Source organism: Bacillus sp. ISO11, from assembly GCF_003458115.1.
GTDB lineage: Bacteria > Bacillota > Bacilli > Bacillales > Bacillaceae_G > Bacillus_A > Bacillus_A cereus.
Genome location: NZ_QXCO01000002.1, coordinates 69,609 through 87,921, shown reverse-complemented (window position 1 = coordinate 87,921; position 18,313 = coordinate 69,609). Strand labels below are relative to the sequence as shown.

Sequence of the window (18,313 nt, the reverse complement as noted above, 5' to 3'; positions counted from 1 at the left end):
AAAACGCAGCCTTTCATATAAGACTGCGCTTAAGCTTTACTCTTCTGATATGCATCTATGCTATCCGTTACACTTTGCAATAAAGAATTTACATATTGCGGGTCAGATAATTTTTTATCTTCTTCATGGTTTGACATAAACCCAAGTTCTAATAACACACCAGGAACCTTTGCCCAATTAAATCCAGAAAGATCATCCCGAAATTTAATTCCATTTACTTTTACTTGCTGGTTCTCCCTCATTTTATTTACAATCATTTGAGAGATTTGAAGACTTTCCGCATAAATCTCTTTCGTATACGGACTTCCTTCTGCCGGCGTCAATACAGCGAATCCACTTTGGTTTGGATTTTCAGAACCATCTGCATGAAGACGTAAAAATAAATTAGCCTTATGATTATTTGCGAATGTCGCCCTTTCTTTATTACTTATATCAACGTCTTGTGATGTTCTCGTCATTAATACTTGTATCCCTTTTGCTTCAAGCTTTTCTTTTAATAAAAAAGCCATTTCTAATACAAGTACAGCCTCTCTCTTTTTCGTCACAACACCTGTTGTACCGTCTGTCACTTTATATTTTTGCGTTGTTGCCCCTGGTCCAATCGGCTCTAAATTTAAATTCGCTTTTTGTTGATGCCCTGGATCAATAACGACGAGAAACTTCTCTTGTTTTTCATTACTCTCTATTTTTTGTTCATTATTTTGCACTGGTTGCTCAGTCGGCTGCACTGGCGTAGTTTCTTCTTTCTTTTCATCAGATGATACTTCCTCTTGCTTATGTTCTACTTGGTCATTCGTTTGAATTGCTTGCGATTCTTCGTTCTTTTCTTGTTCTTGCTTCTTTTCTACCGGTGCGTCTTCTTTGGTATCTTTGTTTTTCTCTTGTATAGAAGATGTAGTTTCTTTTTTCGGCTGCTCTTGTGAACAACCGGCCATATATATTCCAATGAATGCAATCATGCTCATTATTTTTATATACTTCATACTTCTCCCCCATCACTTTGCACCGGATTCAAAGTTTTTCTTATAATTGCCCTATAATCTCATCTATATTTCCAATATAAACTGGCTGCCATTTTTCTGTACCACGTTCTGCAGTATAAAGCGGATAAGCGGCATCATCTATATTTACGAAAACTGGATCGCCCATATCCGTTTCATATCCAATTGTAATCCATTCTTCTTTCCATTTTCCGTGTTCTTCACTTATTAATGAATTTTTATGTTTATCGTATCGGTAACCGATTTGTCCTTTTTCTAATTCACTTTCACTAAACAAATATATTTCATAAGTACCTAGCTCAACATCTTGCTGTTTTGAAGTTTCAATTCGTTTTAGAAGTTCTGCGATTTTTGGTTGCTGTTTCATACGTCTATCTCCTTCTATTTTTCTAAATTTTAACTAGTTTGTTTATAAAATACAATATAGATTTTAAGAAAAAAGGTGACATCCTTATCATATTAACAATTTTTTGAATATATCTATCACTACTCTCAATATATCAACGATTTTTTAAATATATCTATCACTATTCTCAATATATCAACGATTCAACACGAAATTTCGAATTACCAACAATGAATGCAAAAAAAAGAGAAGTTGTCCAAAAGGACAACCTCTCTTTTCTTATATCAATTAAAATTTGAACTCTTGTCCAACTTCAAAGCTATCTTCTAATACAAGAATACCTTTTTCTTGTGGAGCATCTGGAAGCTCTAATTCACGTGCAGAGCAGATCATTCCAGAAGAAGGAACACCGCGAAGCTCAGCTGGCTTGATTAACATACCGCTTGGCATTACAGCGCCGATTTTTGCAACGACAACTTTTTGTCCTGCATCAACGTTTGGTGCACCACATACGATTTGTAATGTTTCTGTACCGATTTCTACTTTACAGATGTTTAACTTATCAGCATTTGGATGTTTTTCTTTTTCAGCTACATAGCCTACAACAAATTTCGGAGAAAGATCTGCTTCTACTGTTTCTTCAAAGCCATTCTTCGCTAAAATTTCGTTGATTTTCTCTACAAGCTCTTTCGTTAATGTAAGGTTGCCTGTTTCTTTTACTTCTAAGTAAGAAGATGCATTAAAGATGTTGAATCCTGCTGTCTCGTTGCTTTCACGATCGTATACGCGTGCAACATCTCCTTTGCGATCAAAAGTACGGTTCTCTAAAGTAATATCTTGTAAGGCAACAATTAAAGTGTCACCAATTCCTTCAAGGTTGTAAAAAACGTTCACTTCGTTCATCCTTTCTCTTTTCCATCTGTCTTCTTCCGATTTTTCGCTAAAATAAAGATTGGTTCAAATTCTCCATCTTCATATACGAATGAAAGTGATGTAATCGGAACATGCCCTTCGGCAAAAAATTTCATTGTCATTTGTGCAATAATATCATAACCGATTTCGTTGACGATATCAGCAATAATTAATACATCTTGGTGAGGAACAGCAACAACCATGTCACCAGAAATCTTTTCACGCATCGATTGTAGTAACGATTCGTTTAAAATACGAGTCGCGTCATACCCATCATTTGTGTTTAAAAAGTAGAATGTATTCCCCGCTACTGTGTCTTGTTTAAATTCATAACCTAATGAGCGGGCGTTGAATAATGCCATTTCACGCACTTGCTGTTCTGTAAGTTCTAATTTTTGTAATAGACGCTCGTCAATTAGTCGATACGTTTTATTCGAATCTAACGCATAGTAAATACGTGTTTCCGCCGTATGATCCGTCATAATAAACGGATTTCCTTCTTCTGCTTGTTTCGGGAAAGAAGTAGAGCGAATAACAGGTAAAATTTTCGCTCCGCTATTTTCTTCTTTATGCATCGCAATTAGCGCTTCTTGTACGTAATAAGCAACTTCTTCAATTGCCTTTTCTTTGTTCACTTCCCATTTTGCCACAACTCCTGGAAGCGATACGTTAATACCTTTTTTGGAGTCTTTTTGTTCAATACGTAAAACTTCTTTCTCACTATCATACTGAAAGTCCCATTCTGGGCGAGATAATTTCTTTATTAACTCATCTTTCATCTTTTTACTTGTCATCTTCATCTCTTTTTCCTCCCTTCCAAAAAAATAACCTCCCCCGCGAAGGTAGAGGTTGTTTTACAATTCAATTGGCAAATTGCCTTATTTTAAACCTTCAATGAACTCTTCGATTTGTTCTTGTGTTTTACGATCTTTGTTTACATAGCGACCAGTTTCTTCACCTTTATTGTACGCTACAAAGCTCGGAATGCCAAATACGTCTAATTTTACGCATAGATCAATAAACTCATCGCGATCTACATAGTAAAATGAGAAATCACTATATTTCTCTTCTACTTCTGGCATAAATGGGTCTACAAAGCGGCAGTCTGGGCACCATTCTGCTGAGAACATAAAGACTACATTCTCTTCATTTTTTAACTGTTGGAATTGCTCCATGCTTTCTAATGACTTCATCTATATTTCCTCCTCTAACGGGTACATTTTTCATGTTATAATCTTTCTTTTATACTACCATACATCGCGCACGGTGCAAGGTTTATGCTTGCTTTTTGTCATACTTATATTGCCCAACTAACAACTTAACAACGTGTACAAATAATTCCGTACGGTCGACATAATCATCTGTAAAAATACCGATCGCACCTTCGTGACTACGAATATCTTTTCGCTGCACAAACTCTTCCATCACTTCGCTTAATTCCTTACCATCTTCAAGAGGTGCTAAAAAATCGTCTGGTAACGTAATACGCGCTCCTCCGGCCACAAATACTTTCCCATCACTTGTTGCTAGCGCGCCCCAGTTACACATAAATAAACCGTGCTCCGTTTTCATTACGCCGCCTTCTAGCCCAATCCCAATTGGAGCTTCTCCGTCCTCTAGCGCTCGCTTCGCTCTATTGATCGCTCCTTGCATCGTCTCTTCATCTGAGAAAGGCTGAGCTGATACTCCTGACGGAACAGAAAGAGATGTAATTTCAGCATCTTTCCAAACCTTCTCCACAGCGCCAACCTTCGTTTTATTCTTCGATCCAACTACTACTTTCATTTCGTTCACCTCTATAAAAATTCATCATTCTATTCTAATATCCGCTTCGGCACAAATTAAGTACCAACCACTACCACACACCATCAGGGAATTCCTTCTCCCCATAAAAGAAGGTCGCTTTCTACAATATTACTGGTCCTAAACACAAAAACAGGCTTCTTCTTTCTTCCTACCCGCGGTCTTAATACATCATTCGAGCACCCATTAGGCACTAACCGCCACCACTCATCGCTGGGTCATCTATTCAACCTAAAAAAAGAAGGGTTTTTCGCCCTTCTTCTCTACGCGTTATTCTTAATTGTCTCTAACGTCGTTTTATCTGTTGTTCTTACAAGCTTCGTAATTAATTCTTTCGCCGCTGCATAATCATCAACATGTAAAATTGAAGCATGTGTATGAACGTAGCGTGCACAAACACCAATTACTGCTGATGGGATACCAGAGTTACTTGTATGTACACGGCCCGCATCTGTACCACCTTGTGAAATAAAGTATTGGTACGGAATGTTGTTTGTTTCTGCTGTATCTAAAATGAATTCGCGTATTCCTCTATGTGTTACCATCGTGCGATCGTAAATACGAAGAAGAGCACCTTTTCCTAATTGACCGAACTGTGTTTTGTCACCAGATGCATCGTTCGCTGGACTTGCATCAAGCGCATAGAAAATGTCTGGTTGAATCATATTTGCAGCTGTTTGCGCTCCGCGGAGGCCTACTTCTTCTTGTACAGTAGCACCAGAATATAATGTATTTGGTAATGTTTCATCTTTTAATTCTTTTAACAATTCGATTGCAAGACCACATCCGTAACGGTTGTCCCAAGCTTTCGCCATAATTTTCTTCTCATTTGCCATCGGTGTGAATGGGCAAATCGGCACGATTTGTTGTCCTGGTTTTACACCAATTTCAATCGCATCTTCATAACTATCTGCACCTATATCAATTAACATATTTTTTATATCCATCGGTTTTGCACGTTGCGCGTCACTTAATAAATGAGGAGGAATAGAACCAACAACCCCAATAACAGGACCATTCTTCGTCATAACTTGTACACGCTGTGCTAATAAAACTTGGCTCCACCAGCCGCCTAACGTTTGAAAACGAAGCATTCCGTTTTTCGTAATTTGCGTAACCATGAAACCTACTTCATCCATATGACCTGCTACAAGAACACGCGGGCCAGTTTCGTCCCCTTTTTTCAGACCAAATACGCTACCTAAACCGTCTTGTACAATTTCATCCGCATATTTGCTTAATTCTTGTTTCATAAAACGGCGTACATCATGTTCAAAACCTGATGCACCTTGTAATTCTGTTAACGTACGAAATAATTGTAATGTCTCTTTATTCACGAAGTCCCCTTCTTTCAAACCTTAGTAGAATACCTCTTTTATTGTAACGAAATTTTCGAAATGTTTCTAGTTTCTTCTTTTTTGGCTGTATTTGCTTTATAATTATTATCGGTACACTATTTTTATTTTATAGAATTGAGGTGAATATATGAGCTGGAAAGGTTTAGTAGCAGGTCTTGGCGTTGGGTTCGCAGCTGGTTATCTCGTTGCAAACAAAGTACAAGAACAATCCCATATTTCTTCAGAAAAAGCATTGAAAATGGTGAAACAAGCATTAAGTCATAAAGGTGAAATTACTGGCTCTTGGGTACATATGGTTCCAGAGACATTTGAAAAATATGATGTCGCATATGAAGTTTATCGCGGCGGTCTTACAACAATGTTAAATGATATACAAGAACGATTTGAATTTTTAGTTGATGCTAAAACAGGTACTGTTTTAGAGGTTATAGCAGCATAAAAAGGAGGGTTCCCATTAGGTGAACCTCTTATTTTTTTGAAATTGCGGGTATTGATTAAAATTATATCAGCGATTTTCCGAATATATCGGCGCAACTCAATTTATATCAGCGATTTCCCAATTATATCGGCGCAACTCAATTTATATCAGCGTTTGTTTAAATATATCGACTTACCGACAAAACCCGACAATAAAAAAGAGGCTGCTCCAATAAATATGATGGAACAACCTCCTATTTTTATGCTTCTATACTCGTTTTCCGTTCTATTTTTTCTACGATATGCCCTTCCTCATTCCACTTCACAGCGCGATAATATGCGTCATGGTAAAACGTAAACCATGCCTCTTTTTCAGCACCATACTTCATCCACTTTTGCTTATTTTCAATCGAGGTCATCGGATAATCGTCGTATGCCATTACCCATAATACATTTTGATGTGCGTGCGTCGGTAATAGGTCTGCTAAATGAAGCATCGTTTCCCCATGGCTTTCTAAAGCAATAACTGCATGTCCATCACTATGACCACCTGTATGCACCATTTTTATTTCATCTGTAATTTCTATTTCTTGCTGGAACGTAACAACTTGATCTACAATCGGCTCCCAATTTTCCTTCCAATATGTATTACGGGATCTAATATTTGGGTTCCTCATTTCATTCCACTCTGTTTCACTTACGTAAACTTTCGCGTTCGGAAACGCTGGTACAAGGTGATCACCTTCCCATTTTGTTAAACCAGATGCATGATCAAAATGAAGGTGCGTCATTAAAACATAGTGAATATCTTCTGGCTTTAATCCTAGTTTTTCTAATGATTCATAAACCGATGATTCTTCTGTTACACCTTGATTCCGCTTCATCTTCTCATTCAATTTACCGTTTCCTATTCCGGAATCAATGAGCATATTTCCGTCTTTCGTTTGCAAAAGTAACGGATCTGTTCGTAAATAAATATGATTTGTATCATTATGTTTATACTTACGTGACCAAAGTACTTTCGGCACAACACCAAACATCGCTCCCCCTTCTAAATGTGTATTCCCGCCTTTTAACCACGTTACTTTTATATCTCCAATTTGTAACTGTTCCATTACACATCCCCCTTTCAATTAATCTTAACATAAAATTCTGATTATTTTAGATGTAAAAAAACCTATGCATTACTGCATAGGCTCTGTACGATATTTTGCTTCAACTCGGTAAATACGATGACCTTTACTAGAGAATTTCTCTTCGTATTCAGTCATGATGTTACCTTCAAAGTCGCTGTTATGAAGATCTAAGCTTAAGTACGTTAGTAACATACCATACTCAGCCATACTCATAAGAGAATATTCAAATAGACCTTGGTTATCTGTTTTGAAATGAATTTCTCCGCCTTCTACTAACACTTCTTCGTAATTACGTAAAAATGTTTTATACGTTAAACGACGCTTCGTATGACGTTTCTTTGGCCATGGATCTGAGAAGTTTAAATAAACGCGATCAATTTCACCTTTCGCAAAGAAAACTGTTAAATCTTCAGCATCTTTATTAATTAACTTTAAGTTTGGTAATTCTTCTTCAATTAATTTATCAAGTGCATCTACAACAACACTTGTGAATTTTTCAATTCCAATATAATTAATATGTGGATTCGCTTTTGCCATATCATACATGAAGCGGCCACGACCTGTACCTACTTCAATATGAATTGGTTGTTCGTTTCCAAATACTTCTTTCCAGCTACCAGCGCGCTCCTCTGGGTTTCCGATTACGATATGTGAATATTCGTTAATTCGATCCATTGCATACGGTTTATGTCTTAAACGCATAGATGTTTCCCTCTCTTTACATAGCTATTTTAAAGGAATAATTCCTTCTTTCTTTTTTAATCAATCTACCAAACAAAAAACCAAGTACGTACGAGCACTCGGTCCGTTTCTTTCAAGTATAAGATGTACCATTTTGATAAAAACTACATACAGCATTAAACATTCCATGACGAAACAGCTTTTTCTCTTACATTCGAAGAGAAAAACAATCGAAAGGATGATCCGTTCATGCCAATTAATCAACAACATCAATTAGAAGTGCTGAAAGATATTTTAGTCAACCACCAAAGTGATTGCTGCGGGACAGTTTCAGAATGCGAGCAATTAGAGCGCCTCATTCAATCGTTACTCGCAAACGATAATATAAGTAGTGACGCTAAAACAATGCTAAACGATGTATATTCTTATAGTCAATCGGGTAAATCTTCCTCTAATTTGGACAACCATATTTCCAATAATCAAGAACAACTTACTCAGTGGATTGCTGGAATGGACAATTTTTCTTAAGTATTATTCTGAAGCAAGTAGTTGCTGTAAATATTGATGCCAATATTCAGCTTCTGCTTGCTGTTTTTTTGTTGTATGCCATTGAATAGACAAAATCGTTTGTGCTATCACATACCATCTCATACGCCTAAGCAGCGATTCATCCATTTCAATATCATAATAACCGAGCCACTCACTCCACTCCTGGCGCGGAATGTACCAATATAATAACATACCGAGGTCTAGAGCTGGGTCAGCAATTACAGCTCCATCCCAATCAATTAAAAACAATTCATCTTCATCCGACAATAGCCAGTTGTTATGGTTTACATCACAATGGCATACAACGAATTCATTGTATTCAATAGCTTTTAATGAATCCATTAAATATTGAAGGCCTTGCTGAATTGTTTCATCATCCCTTATATCTCCTCTTAAAACGAGTTGCAGTTGTTGTAATAACTCTTGTGCGTGAAGCGGCTGCTTCCCAAGTCTTTGAATCATCTGTACAAGCGCTTTAGAGGAGTGTATTTTCTTCAAAAGTTTCGCAACACGTTCTAGTTTCATATCCTCTGGCTCTAGCTTCTGTCCCGGAAGCCATTTTTGAGCAGAAATTACATCACCATTCGTTACCCTTCTTGTCCAAAGTAATTTTGGAACAATTCCTTCTGCTGACAATACCGCTAAAAAGGGCGATGTATTCCGCTTTAAAAATAACTTCTGTTGTCCGTTTTGCGCAATATATGCATCGCCCGTTACTCCACCAGCCGGTACAAGACTCCACTCTTTTCCTAATAATTGTTCCAACCATTCCATATTCATTACCCGTTAACAAATCCTTATCTTTTATAGTTATGAAAAGAAAAACCGCAACATTTCTACACATGTTGTGGATTCATATATTTTACTGTAAATGAAAAGAAAAATTAGCCTAAGCCAAAAATCCTCTATTTTATTTTACAAAACCTGTCATAGAATGACAACTTATCAAAATCGTCACCTTTGTCAATTCTACATTTATTACATTCTCATCGTCAAGTAGCGATTTGTCACATTATCGTCAATATATACGTGCTAATTGGAGCGAGCCTAAGTTCCTTTCCTCTAAATGAAGAAATTGGCTCTATTTTCGCTTCGTTTTCGTTTACTAACACATGCCACGTTGCTTCTTTCGGAAGTTGCACAGTTTTAGCTTCTAAACCGCTATTAAATAAGACGATAATCTCTTTCCACGGCCCAAACGATTCTGCATGCTCTAGGTGATATGCAAGTACTTCTGTAGATGTTTGTAAAAAAGTCATATGTTTTTTTATAAGGTCTGCATTTTGTAATCGGAATGCCCCATGCTCTTTACGAATCGCAATTAAACCTTTTATATAGTTAACGGTTTCTATCTCTTTCTCTTTTTGATCCCAATCTAATTGATTGATCTCATCATTTGCATTATAACTATTTTCATTTCCTTTCTTCGTACGATAAAACTCTTGCCCTGCGTGTAAGAAAGGAATGCCTTGTGAAAGAATAACCATTGCGCTCGCTAATAGGTGACGTTTTTTCAAAATCGTTTCTGATTCTTCATTACTGCGCACTAGTTTATCCCACATCGTCATATTATCATGACATTCTACATAGTTAATGCTTTGCGCCGGCTCTAAAAACAGCCCTGTTTCTTTCATACTTAAAAGACTTCCTGCTGCAATATACTGCAAATGATTACAGTCTACATGCCCACCAAATGCAAAACCACGCTTATTTATATGAAATGTACTCCCTTTTATCCCATCACGAAATTGATCATTAAACTGCGCGATATGTGGCATTTTCTTCGCATTATTTAACGTTGCTTTTTCCTCAAGAGGAAGGGGTGTTTGTAAATCCCATCCTTCTCCTAATAACAAAGCATCTCGTTTTATGTTTCGCACTTCTTTTTCTATCATATTCATTGTATTAACATCTAAAATTCCCATTAAATCGAATCGGAATCCATCGACATTGTATTCAGTAAGCCAATATAAAATAGACTCTACAATGAATTTCCTCATCATTTTCCGTTCAGATGCTATATCATTTCCGACTCCCGTCCCATTAGAAGGCATACCATCTTCACCATGACGAAAATAGTATCCTGGAACAAGCTTTTCAAATGATGATAGCTCTCTTTCATAAACATGATTATAGACAACATCTATAATCACCCTAATACCTTGTTCATGAAATGTTTCAATTAGTTGTTTACACTCAACTATCCTGTTATACGGATCAGAGGGGTTTGTAGCATAAAATCCTGTTGGTGCATTGTAATATAATGGATTATATCCCCAATTATAGGCGGACGAAGGATTCGCCTCATCTACACCACCGAAACAATATAAAGGTAATAGTTCAACATGTGTAACACCTAAATCTTTTATATGAGACAACCCTGTTAACGTCCCATTCCGTCCTGTTGTTCCCTCTTCCATTAGCCCTTTATACGTCCCTTTTTTACTCACTCCACTGTTCGGATGAATAGTAGCATCACGAATATGCAATTCATACAATATGGCATCTGTCATTGCTTGTAATGGTGGTAATTGCTCTCGTTTCGTTACAGTCGTCTTTTCTAAATCGATAACAATGCCATACTTTCCATTTACAGTCACTGACTTTGCGTAAGGATCCACCGCTTCGTTCCATATTAAATTAATACAAACAAGAAATGTATAGCGTGCTCCGTCTAAATCACCTTGTAATGTTTGAATCCAAACTCCGTTTTCTCCCCTGTACATTTCATGATCGGTATATTCTTTATCGCTCTTATAAATTCTTACTTTCGCAAGCCTTGCAGTTGGAGCCCATACTTTAAATGTCGTTTCTTGTTTTTGATACACAGCACCTAAATCTGTACCTTCGTAATAATACTTTTCATCGAAAATTTTTGTTCGAATAACAGCACCTATTTGTAAATCAGTTTCTTCATTCCGTTCATCTCGTACTGTATAATACTTCCCCACATCTAGCGGCTCTTCTATAAAGCACTCATACTTCGTTGCATCTGGAAGCGCAATAGTATGAGCAATCGGTAAATCTTTCACATTACTTCCTTCTTGCAAACGAAATGTCCGACTTGTTCCATACGCATGTGGGAGCAAAATTGTAATTTTATTCATTTCATCTAAATAGGCATCAAATGGACGTTTTACTTTCAACATAAAAAAATCACCATCATTCTCAAAGTTAAAATAAAGTGAAACTTTAATTAGCGAGAAAATTTTTCCATCCTCACTTATTATTAGCCTTCACCAATTAGGCGAGATAAAATGAGCTGCAAATGATAAGGCTTTTCTTATCAACAAGACTCTATACAGTAACTCCATTCTTCTCTATAGTATATTCACCTGCATAAAAAACGTTTTCAACATTCTATTTTTGTAATTTTATTTCAGCAATCGATTTATACTTCGGGGTTTCTTTCACGTGGGATTCGTATAAAGTAATTGTATCTGCTTGAAATGATATTTCAGGCACTTCTTTTATACTTTCTAAACGAAACTTTTCTTCTCCTATCCATTTACGAGCAACGGTAATATGCGGGTGATACGGGCGTATTTCTAGAGAAAATCCATTTTCTTCACAAATGGCATGTACTTGCTTTTGCAACTGAAACAAATCGTGATTCTCACTTACCTTCGCCCAAAAAATACGGGGCTGATCTTCCCTACCAAACGTTGAAAAACCTTGTAACGTGAACGATAGTTCTTTTGTTTCTGCAACTGTTTGTAATCCATTCTTTATTCCCTCTAATTGTTCCTCCGTTGCACTCCCTAAAAATGAAAGGGTAATATGATAGTCTTCTTTATGTACCCATGAACGAAATTGTAATTCCTCTTGCATGTCCTTTTTATAGTTATACAGCATTTCTTTTATATGATTCGGTAACGTAATTGCGACAAAATAATGCAGTTCCATGTACATCTTCTCCTTCTTTCTATTGTTGCTTTTCTTTCTTATCTCATTCAGGTAAAAAGAAGCCGCTCTCCAAAATAGAGAGCGGACATTATTTATATATCCATTACTTCGCTAATTCATGAATTGCTTGCGCGTAAATTGCTGTTGCTTTTAATAAGTCTTCAATTTCGATATACTCATCTTTTTGATGTGCAAGTTCTTCTTTTCCAGGGAATAGCGGCCCAAATGCCACACCAGCTTTTAATGAACGAGCATAAGTACCGCCGCCGATTGCTAATAGTTCTGCTTTTTCACCTGTTTGTTCTTCATACACACGTTGTAACGTACGGATTAATACGTGATCTTTATCGACGTGATGTGGGCGAGAATTAGAATAGTCAGCCACTTCAAAACCATGCGTACCAACATATTCTTTCAACTTCACAATTGTTTCTTCAAAGTTAGTTGTAACTGGGTAACGTACGTTTAGCCCTAAGTTACCACCGTTTTCTTTCGTATAAGAAATGCGACCGACATTCACTGTTAACGGACCGCTAATTTCATCTTTATAAGCAATAGTAGCTTTTTCACCAAAAATATCACCAGTAAATGTTTCTGTTGCAAATGTCGCAAATGCAGTTGCTTTTCCATCAAGTGAAACTGTAGTTAAGAAGTTTGCTAATAATAAACCTGCATTTTCTCCTTTTTCAGGAGTAGATCCGTGCGCTGAAATTCCTTCTATTTGCAACGTCACTGCATTTCCTTCTATAGTCGATTTCCCTATTTTTTTAGCAGTTTGTAAATACTCTTCATATGCTACTGTAAGTGCATTTACATCTTCTCCTGTTATAACCGCTTCTGCAAAATCAGGAACCATATTTAAACGGCGCCCTGAATCAAATGAAACAAGTTCATATGTACCTTTTTTCTCTTCACTACCATTTTGCACAACTTGTATGTCAGAAATTCCTTTTTCTGCATTAATAATTGGAAAGTCTGCATCTGGTGCAAAACCGATTGTTGGCATTTCTTCATTTTTAAAGTAGTGATCTACACATTTCCAATTACTTTCCTCATCTGTTCCTATAATCATACGAACACGTTTGGAAAGAGGTAAGCCTAATTCTTTCACAATTTTCATCGCATAATATGCTGCCATCGTTGGGCCTTTATCGTCAATTGCACCACGTGCAAAAATCTTTCCATCGCGAATATCCGCACTATATGCAGGAGTCGTCCAGCCATCTCCTTCTGGTACAACATCAACGTGACAAAGAATACCTACTAACTCTTCTCCTTGTCCCATTTCAAGATGACCTGCATATCCTTCTAAATTTTTAGAAGCAAAACCTTCAGTTTCTCCTTTATGTAACATGAAAGATAAAGCTTTTTCTACACCTTCACCGAATGGTGCGCCCTCTTTCGCCGATTCTTCTTCCCATACACTTTTAATTTGTAAAAATTGTTGTGTATCACGAATTAAATCATCTTTTCGTTTCGCAACTTCTTCTGTCCAATTAATTGCTGACATCACGCATCCATCCTTCACTATATTGTTTCTTTCATCATAACAAACCGAAATCTCTTATGCCATACACGAAAACTAAATACCGAACAATTGTAATATTTCAGATATTTCTTATTAGTTTTTCTTTTATTTTTTCAAAAAAATTTGCAGGAATTTGGCGTTTTACGTAGAATTTTATGTGTTAGTTGACTGACCATATATACAATGTCAACTACCAATATTTTTCTATATGAATATTTGTTAAATTTCTGTAAAATTTAAGTAGATTAAAGCATGAATTTTATCATGTAGAGTACAATGGTAGTAACGACCTTCTTTCCTGAATGGGGTCAAAAAAACTAGTAGAGGAGTGGTTTTCTCTTGAAACCTACAACTACTCGTATGCTAACACGCATTAAATCAATTTATATGTACATCAATGAAAACGGAACGGTAACGACGAAAGACCTTGTAGATGAGTTCGGGATCACACCGCGAACGATACAACGTGATCTAAATGTGTTGCAGTTTAATGAACTCGTGTATAGCCCTTGCCGCGGTAAGTGGACAACAACAGGAAAGAAAGTGAGAATGACCTCATAACGAAAAATAATTGTATGTAAATAAATACATACCCCTTTCTAATTATTAGAAAGGGGTCTTTTCTGCGCCTATAAAGGTACTACTTGTCAGTATCTACTTGATATGTTTTTAACATTTCTACTTCTTCATCTGTTAGCTCTCGGTATTGTCCAAGTTCTAGTTCTTCATCTAATACTAACGGACCCATCTCTGTTCTCTTTAGGTAGACTACTTTTTTTCCTACCGCTTCAAACATACGCTTTACTTGATGGAATTTCCCTTCCGTAATCACAAGCTCAATTTCAGAAATATCATCGCTTTTCAATATTGTAAGTGCACCTGGCTTTGTTTCATAGCCATCATCTAAAATAACACCTTTAGCAAACTCTTTTACATCCTCTTCTGTTACTACTCCTGCAACGTGTGCATAATATTTTTTCGGCACATGCTTTTTCGGAGATAATAATTGATGTGATAACTTCCCATCATTTGTTATCAATAAGAAACCTTCCGTATCGATATCAAGTCGTCCAACTGGGAACGGATCAAAGATTGCATCTTCTAATTCTAATAAATCTATTACTGTTTCATGATTATCATCTTCCGTCGCTGAAATAACACCTTGTGGTTTATGCATCATTAAGTAAACAAATTCTTTGTATTCCACAACTTCACCGTGAATCATAACTTCTTGCTCTTCTACATTTACATGAACTTTCGCATCTTTTACTGGCGTTCCATCAATTTTCACAACGCCGTCTTTCAATAATTTCTTTACTTCTTTTCTACTTCCATATCCCATATTTGCTAATAATTTATCTAATCTCACGTTTTTCACCTTCTTTATTTATCATAGAAAAGGGGACGTAATTACGCCCCTCTTGATTTCAACTTTATTTTAAATCTACTACCAAGTTTACGTTGAATTTTATCTAATGCTTCTCCGCCAAATACTCTTTCAAGTACTCCTGTGCGAATTGCTAACAATCCGTAAACAAGACCGCCAATACCTGCACAAATTGCAACTGTTATAAGAGCACCAATACGGCCATCAGGCGAAATTATGAAGGATAGAAGCCATTGTGATAGTTTTACAGCAACGACCATTATAAGTGTTAGTACTGCAATTTGGAATGTTCTTTTATATACAACACCGAATGAATAGTGTGCGTATTTTTTAATTTGTTGATTTGTGTACCAAACAGAAGCTAAGAAACCAACTGCTGTTGCTAGAATTGCTCCTACTGTACCGAAATAACGAATAAAGATTACGTTACATACAAATTTCAAAATAACGCCCATTATAAGCGCAATAATCGCATGCTTCTGCTGGTTAATACCTTGCAGGATTGCCGCTGTTACTGTAAATAAAGCGAATAACAACGCAACTGGTGCATACCACATTAATACTTGTCCACCTAGTGGATCTGAATCGTAAAACGCAGTATAAATTGGATATGCCAGTGAAGAAATACCGACAACTGCTGGCAATGTTAAAAACATATTCGCCTGGAATGTTTGTGTAATTTGCAATTTCAAATAGCGGTATTGTTTTTCAGTAAATGATTTTGTAATTGCTGGTACAAGCGTTAAACTAAACGCTGTTGCAAGTGATACAGGAATCATAATTAACTTATGCGTCCACATTGTGAAAATACCGAGAGCTCGCTCTGCGATATCACCTTGACCAATCGCCTGCATAATTGAGTTAAATGTCAATGTATCAATTTGTTGATATAAAGGAATTGTTAACCCAATTACAACGTAAGGAATCGCATATGCAAATAACTCTTTAAACAATTGAACGGTGCTTACTGTTGATTCTGGTACAGTTTGTTCAATTAGATATTGATCCAAATATTTTTTACGTTTTAACCAGTACCAAATTAACACACCGAGTGCTCCAACCGCTGAAACGAACGCAGCAAATGTCGCTACTCCAACTGCTGTTGCAACTGTACCGCCAAGTACTTTAATAACGATAAAACTACCTGCTAATAAAAAGACGATACGAATAATTTGTTCAATAATTTGTGAAACGGTAGTTGGTCCCATAGACTGGTGACCTTGGAAATAACCACGAATTAAACTCGCTGCTGGTACAACAATAAGTGCGAAACTTACAAGACGAATAATCGTCGTAACTTCTCCTACATTATTGTGTATACTTTGTTTACCAAGCATCGCTTCTGCAAACAATGGCGCCGTCATGTACAGTACTAGGAACGAAAGAACTCCTGTTACTATCATCATAACCATTCCCGAGCGGAACATTCTCCGGCTCGTTTTATAATCGCCAAGCGCATTATATTTGGAAACAAATTTTGAAACAGCAAGTGGCACACCTGCCGTTGCGATACTTAAAAAGATCGTATATGGAATGTATCCATATGTATAGAGCGTTCCGCCTTCTGTTCCTACTAATGCATGAAACGGAAAGACGTAAATCATGCCTAAGAACTTTACTAAAAATGTCCCTAGCGTAACAATAAGCGTTCCGCGCAGAAATTTCGAATCGGACATACAAAAATCCTCCTACATCTACATAAAGTGAAACTATAATTAGTTGGAGACTTCTCTCCTACTCCTTATTAGTTGAACCATTCGAGCATTTACAGGCTAACAGACTCCCTATTTACTTCTCCTAAATCTTGAGGTTTTAGTCTTATCGCCTACAAATGGCAGGATAGTGCTGAACTCTAACTTTTGTATTGTACCACAATTCTCTCATTAAGCAGTACTTCACTCTATTTTTCTTTTAAGGGAAAACATGCTATTCTTTTAGGCAGGAAATGTAGAAAATGAGGTCGATATATTATGCATTATGATGTTATTGTCATCGGCGGCGGTCCTTCTGGGCTAATGGCTGCAATTGGTGCTGCAGAAGAAGGCGCAAATGTCTTACTTCTTGATAAAGGAAATAAACTTGGGCGTAAACTTGCAATTTCTGGTGGCGGACGCTGTAACGTAACGAACCGTCTACCACTTGATGAAATTGTTAAACATATACCAGGAAACGGTCGCTTCTTATACAGCGCTTTTTCTATTTTTAATAATGAAGATATTATTACATTCTTCGAAAATCTTGGTGTTAAATTGAAAGAAGAAGACCATGGTCGCATGTTCCCTGTGTCAAACAAAGCACAATCTGTTGTAGACGCACTTTTAACACGATTAAAAGACTTAGGTGTAAAAATTCGTACAAATACGCCTGTTGAAACGATTGAATATGAAAATGGTCAAACGAAAGCAGTTATACTGCAAACAGGTGAAGTGTTAGAAACAAATCACGTCGTTATCGCTGTTGGCGGAAAATCAGTTCCTCAAACTGGATCTACTGGAGACGGATATGCTTGGGCTGAAAAAGCGGGTCATACAATCACAGAATTATTCCCAACAGAAGTACCTATCCTTTCAAACGAGCCGTTTATACGTGACCGCTCATTACAAGGCCTTGCTTTACGTGATATAAACTTAAGTGTATTAAACCCGAAAGGAAAAGCTATCATTTCTCACAAAATGGACATGCTCTTCACTCATTTCGGCCTATCCGGACCCGCTGCTCTTCGCTGTAGTCAATTCGTCGTGAAAGCACTGAAAAAGTTTAAAACGAATACAATACAAATGAGTATTGATGCATTGCCAGAGGAAAATAGTGAGCAACTATTTCAGCGCATGCTGAAACAAATGAAAGAAGATCCGAAAAAAGGAATTAAAAACGTTTTAAAAGGTTATGTTCCTGAACGTTACTTCCTATTCTTATTAGAAAAAAATGAAATTGACGGTAGCGAACAAGCTGGACAAGTTTCTCACGAAAAGATTCGTGCACTTGTGAAAGACTTTAAAGAGTTTACTGTGAATGTAAATGGTACGCAGTCAATTGAAAAAGCATTCGTTACTGGCGGCGGTGTATCCGTGAAAGAAATTAACCCGAAAGAAATGTCTTCTAAATTTACGAACGGCTTATATTTCTGCGGAGAAGTTCTTGATATTCACGGTTATACTGGTGGCTATAATATTACATCAGCCCTTGTTACTGGTAGAATTGCCGGAACGACAGCTGGAGAAAACGCGAAAATGCAGTATTAAAAAAAGAAACAGGGATTCCTGTTTCTTTTTTTATAGGTACATGAAAT

The 18,313-nt window shown here is 36.8% G+C and carries 19 protein-coding genes; 4 read left to right on the top strand and 15 right to left on the bottom strand.

Annotated elements, in window-relative coordinates; all coding sequences use genetic code 11:
* Positions 1 to 29: 29 nt before the first annotated feature.
* The 7 genes from D1166_RS02375 to D1166_RS02345 form a co-directional block, all read right to left on the bottom strand.
* Positions 30 to 983 carry an N-acetylmuramoyl-L-alanine amidase gene (locus D1166_RS02375; protein ID WP_000874039.1) on the bottom strand — a complete coding sequence of 318 codons (954 nt, stop codon included), beginning with the start codon at positions 981 to 983 and terminating at the stop codon, positions 30 to 32.
* 40 nt (positions 984 to 1,023) lie between these two features.
* The gene (locus D1166_RS02370) at positions 1,024 to 1,368 is read right to left on the bottom strand and encodes a hypothetical protein (protein ID WP_000813342.1); all 345 of its coding nucleotides are present in this window, start codon (positions 1,366 to 1,368) and stop codon (positions 1,024 to 1,026) included.
* Between the two features lie 267 nt (positions 1,369 to 1,635).
* Positions 1,636 to 2,250, bottom strand: coding sequence for a YtpR family tRNA-binding protein (gene ytpR / locus D1166_RS02365; protein WP_001006761.1), 615 nt, complete (start codon positions 2,248 to 2,250; stop codon positions 1,636 to 1,638).
* A complete protein-coding gene (locus D1166_RS02360; protein WP_000784588.1) occupies positions 2,247 to 3,059 on the bottom strand; it encodes a DUF1444 domain-containing protein in 813 nt (270 codons plus the stop codon). Before D1166_RS02360 ends, ytpR begins: the two co-directional genes overlap by 4 nt.
* 78 nt (positions 3,060 to 3,137) lie before the next feature.
* Entirely contained in the window at positions 3,138 to 3,452 is a 315-nt protein-coding gene (locus D1166_RS02355; RefSeq protein ID WP_000838193.1) for a thioredoxin family protein, read from the bottom strand.
* Positions 3,453 to 3,534: 82 nt separating this feature from the next.
* A complete protein-coding gene (locus D1166_RS02350) occupies positions 3,535 to 4,044 on the bottom strand; it encodes a DUF84 family protein (RefSeq protein WP_000869937.1) in 510 nt (169 codons plus the stop codon).
* Positions 4,045 to 4,325: 281 nt separating this feature from the next.
* Positions 4,326 to 5,399, bottom strand: a complete 1,074-nt coding sequence (locus D1166_RS02345; protein ID WP_001031514.1) for a M42 family metallopeptidase — start codon at positions 5,397 to 5,399, stop codon at positions 4,326 to 4,328.
* A 148-nt stretch (positions 5,400 to 5,547) separates the two neighbouring features.
* Here D1166_RS02345 and D1166_RS02340 point away from each other — a divergent pair, with 148 nt between their 5' ends.
* Positions 5,548 to 5,859 (top strand): PepSY domain-containing protein, encoded by a 312-nt coding sequence (locus D1166_RS02340; RefSeq protein ID WP_000118543.1) that lies wholly within the window; start codon positions 5,548 to 5,550, stop codon positions 5,857 to 5,859.
* Between the two features lie 238 nt (positions 5,860 to 6,097).
* On the opposite strand, the gene D1166_RS02335 is transcribed toward D1166_RS02340, so the two are convergent.
* Positions 6,098 to 6,952: a YtnP family quorum-quenching lactonase gene (locus D1166_RS02335; protein ID WP_097861988.1), complete on the bottom strand. Its 855-nt coding sequence runs from the start codon at positions 6,950 to 6,952 to the stop codon at positions 6,098 to 6,100.
* A gap of 69 nt (positions 6,953 to 7,021) precedes the next feature.
* Positions 7,022 to 7,675 carry a tRNA (guanosine(46)-N7)-methyltransferase TrmB gene (gene trmB, locus D1166_RS02330; RefSeq protein ID WP_001239385.1) on the bottom strand — a complete coding sequence of 218 codons (654 nt, stop codon included), beginning with the start codon at positions 7,673 to 7,675 and terminating at the stop codon, positions 7,022 to 7,024.
* 228 nt (positions 7,676 to 7,903) lie between these two features.
* On the opposite strand from trmB, the gene D1166_RS02325 reads away from it, so the two are divergent.
* On the top strand, positions 7,904 to 8,182 hold the full coding sequence (locus tag D1166_RS02325) for a YtzH-like family protein (RefSeq protein WP_001122235.1): 279 nt from the start codon (positions 7,904 to 7,906) through the stop codon (positions 8,180 to 8,182).
* Between the two features lie 3 nt (positions 8,183 to 8,185).
* Here D1166_RS02325 and D1166_RS02320 read toward each other — a convergent pair whose 3' ends face one another.
* The 4 genes from D1166_RS02320 to pepV all read right to left on the bottom strand — a co-directional run bounded on the left by D1166_RS02320 (position 8,186) and on the right by pepV (position 13,619).
* Complete coding sequence (locus tag D1166_RS02320; RefSeq protein ID WP_001986674.1) at positions 8,186 to 8,983, bottom strand: phosphotransferase family protein; 798 nt, start codon at positions 8,981 to 8,983, stop codon at positions 8,186 to 8,188.
* A 227-nt stretch (positions 8,984 to 9,210) separates the two neighbouring features.
* Positions 9,211 to 11,352: a type I pullulanase gene (gene pulA, locus D1166_RS02315; RefSeq protein ID WP_097842335.1), complete on the bottom strand. Its 2,142-nt coding sequence runs from the start codon at positions 11,350 to 11,352 to the stop codon at positions 9,211 to 9,213.
* 211 nt (positions 11,353 to 11,563) lie between these two features.
* Complete coding sequence (thpR, locus tag D1166_RS02310) at positions 11,564 to 12,109, bottom strand: RNA 2',3'-cyclic phosphodiesterase (RefSeq protein ID WP_000418996.1); 546 nt, start codon at positions 12,107 to 12,109, stop codon at positions 11,564 to 11,566.
* A gap of 103 nt (positions 12,110 to 12,212) precedes the next feature.
* Positions 12,213 to 13,619 (bottom strand): dipeptidase PepV, encoded by a 1,407-nt coding sequence (gene pepV, locus D1166_RS02305; RefSeq protein ID WP_001274251.1) that lies wholly within the window; start codon positions 13,617 to 13,619, stop codon positions 12,213 to 12,215.
* A gap of 357 nt (positions 13,620 to 13,976) precedes the next feature.
* On the opposite strand from pepV, the gene D1166_RS02300 reads away from it, so the two are divergent.
* Positions 13,977 to 14,198, top strand: a complete 222-nt coding sequence (locus D1166_RS02300; protein WP_000805512.1) for a DeoR family transcriptional regulator — start codon at positions 13,977 to 13,979, stop codon at positions 14,196 to 14,198.
* A 79-nt stretch (positions 14,199 to 14,277) separates the two neighbouring features.
* Here D1166_RS02300 and D1166_RS02295 read toward each other — a convergent pair whose 3' ends face one another.
* Together D1166_RS02295 and D1166_RS02290 are read right to left on the bottom strand one after the other, a co-directional pair.
* Positions 14,278 to 15,006: a pseudouridine synthase gene (locus D1166_RS02295; protein ID WP_001234946.1), complete on the bottom strand. Its 729-nt coding sequence runs from the start codon at positions 15,004 to 15,006 to the stop codon at positions 14,278 to 14,280.
* A 41-nt stretch (positions 15,007 to 15,047) separates the two neighbouring features.
* On the bottom strand, positions 15,048 to 16,700 hold the full coding sequence (locus D1166_RS02290; protein WP_097861987.1) for a putative polysaccharide biosynthesis protein: 1,653 nt from the start codon (positions 16,698 to 16,700) through the stop codon (positions 15,048 to 15,050).
* Positions 16,701 to 16,994: 294 nt separating this feature from the next.
* On the opposite strand from D1166_RS02290, the gene D1166_RS02285 reads away from it, so the two are divergent.
* Positions 16,995 to 18,266 carry a BaiN/RdsA family NAD(P)/FAD-dependent oxidoreductase gene (locus D1166_RS02285; RefSeq protein ID WP_000558859.1) on the top strand — a complete coding sequence of 424 codons (1,272 nt, stop codon included), beginning with the start codon at positions 16,995 to 16,997 and terminating at the stop codon, positions 18,264 to 18,266.
* Positions 18,267 to 18,313 lie beyond the last annotated feature (47 nt).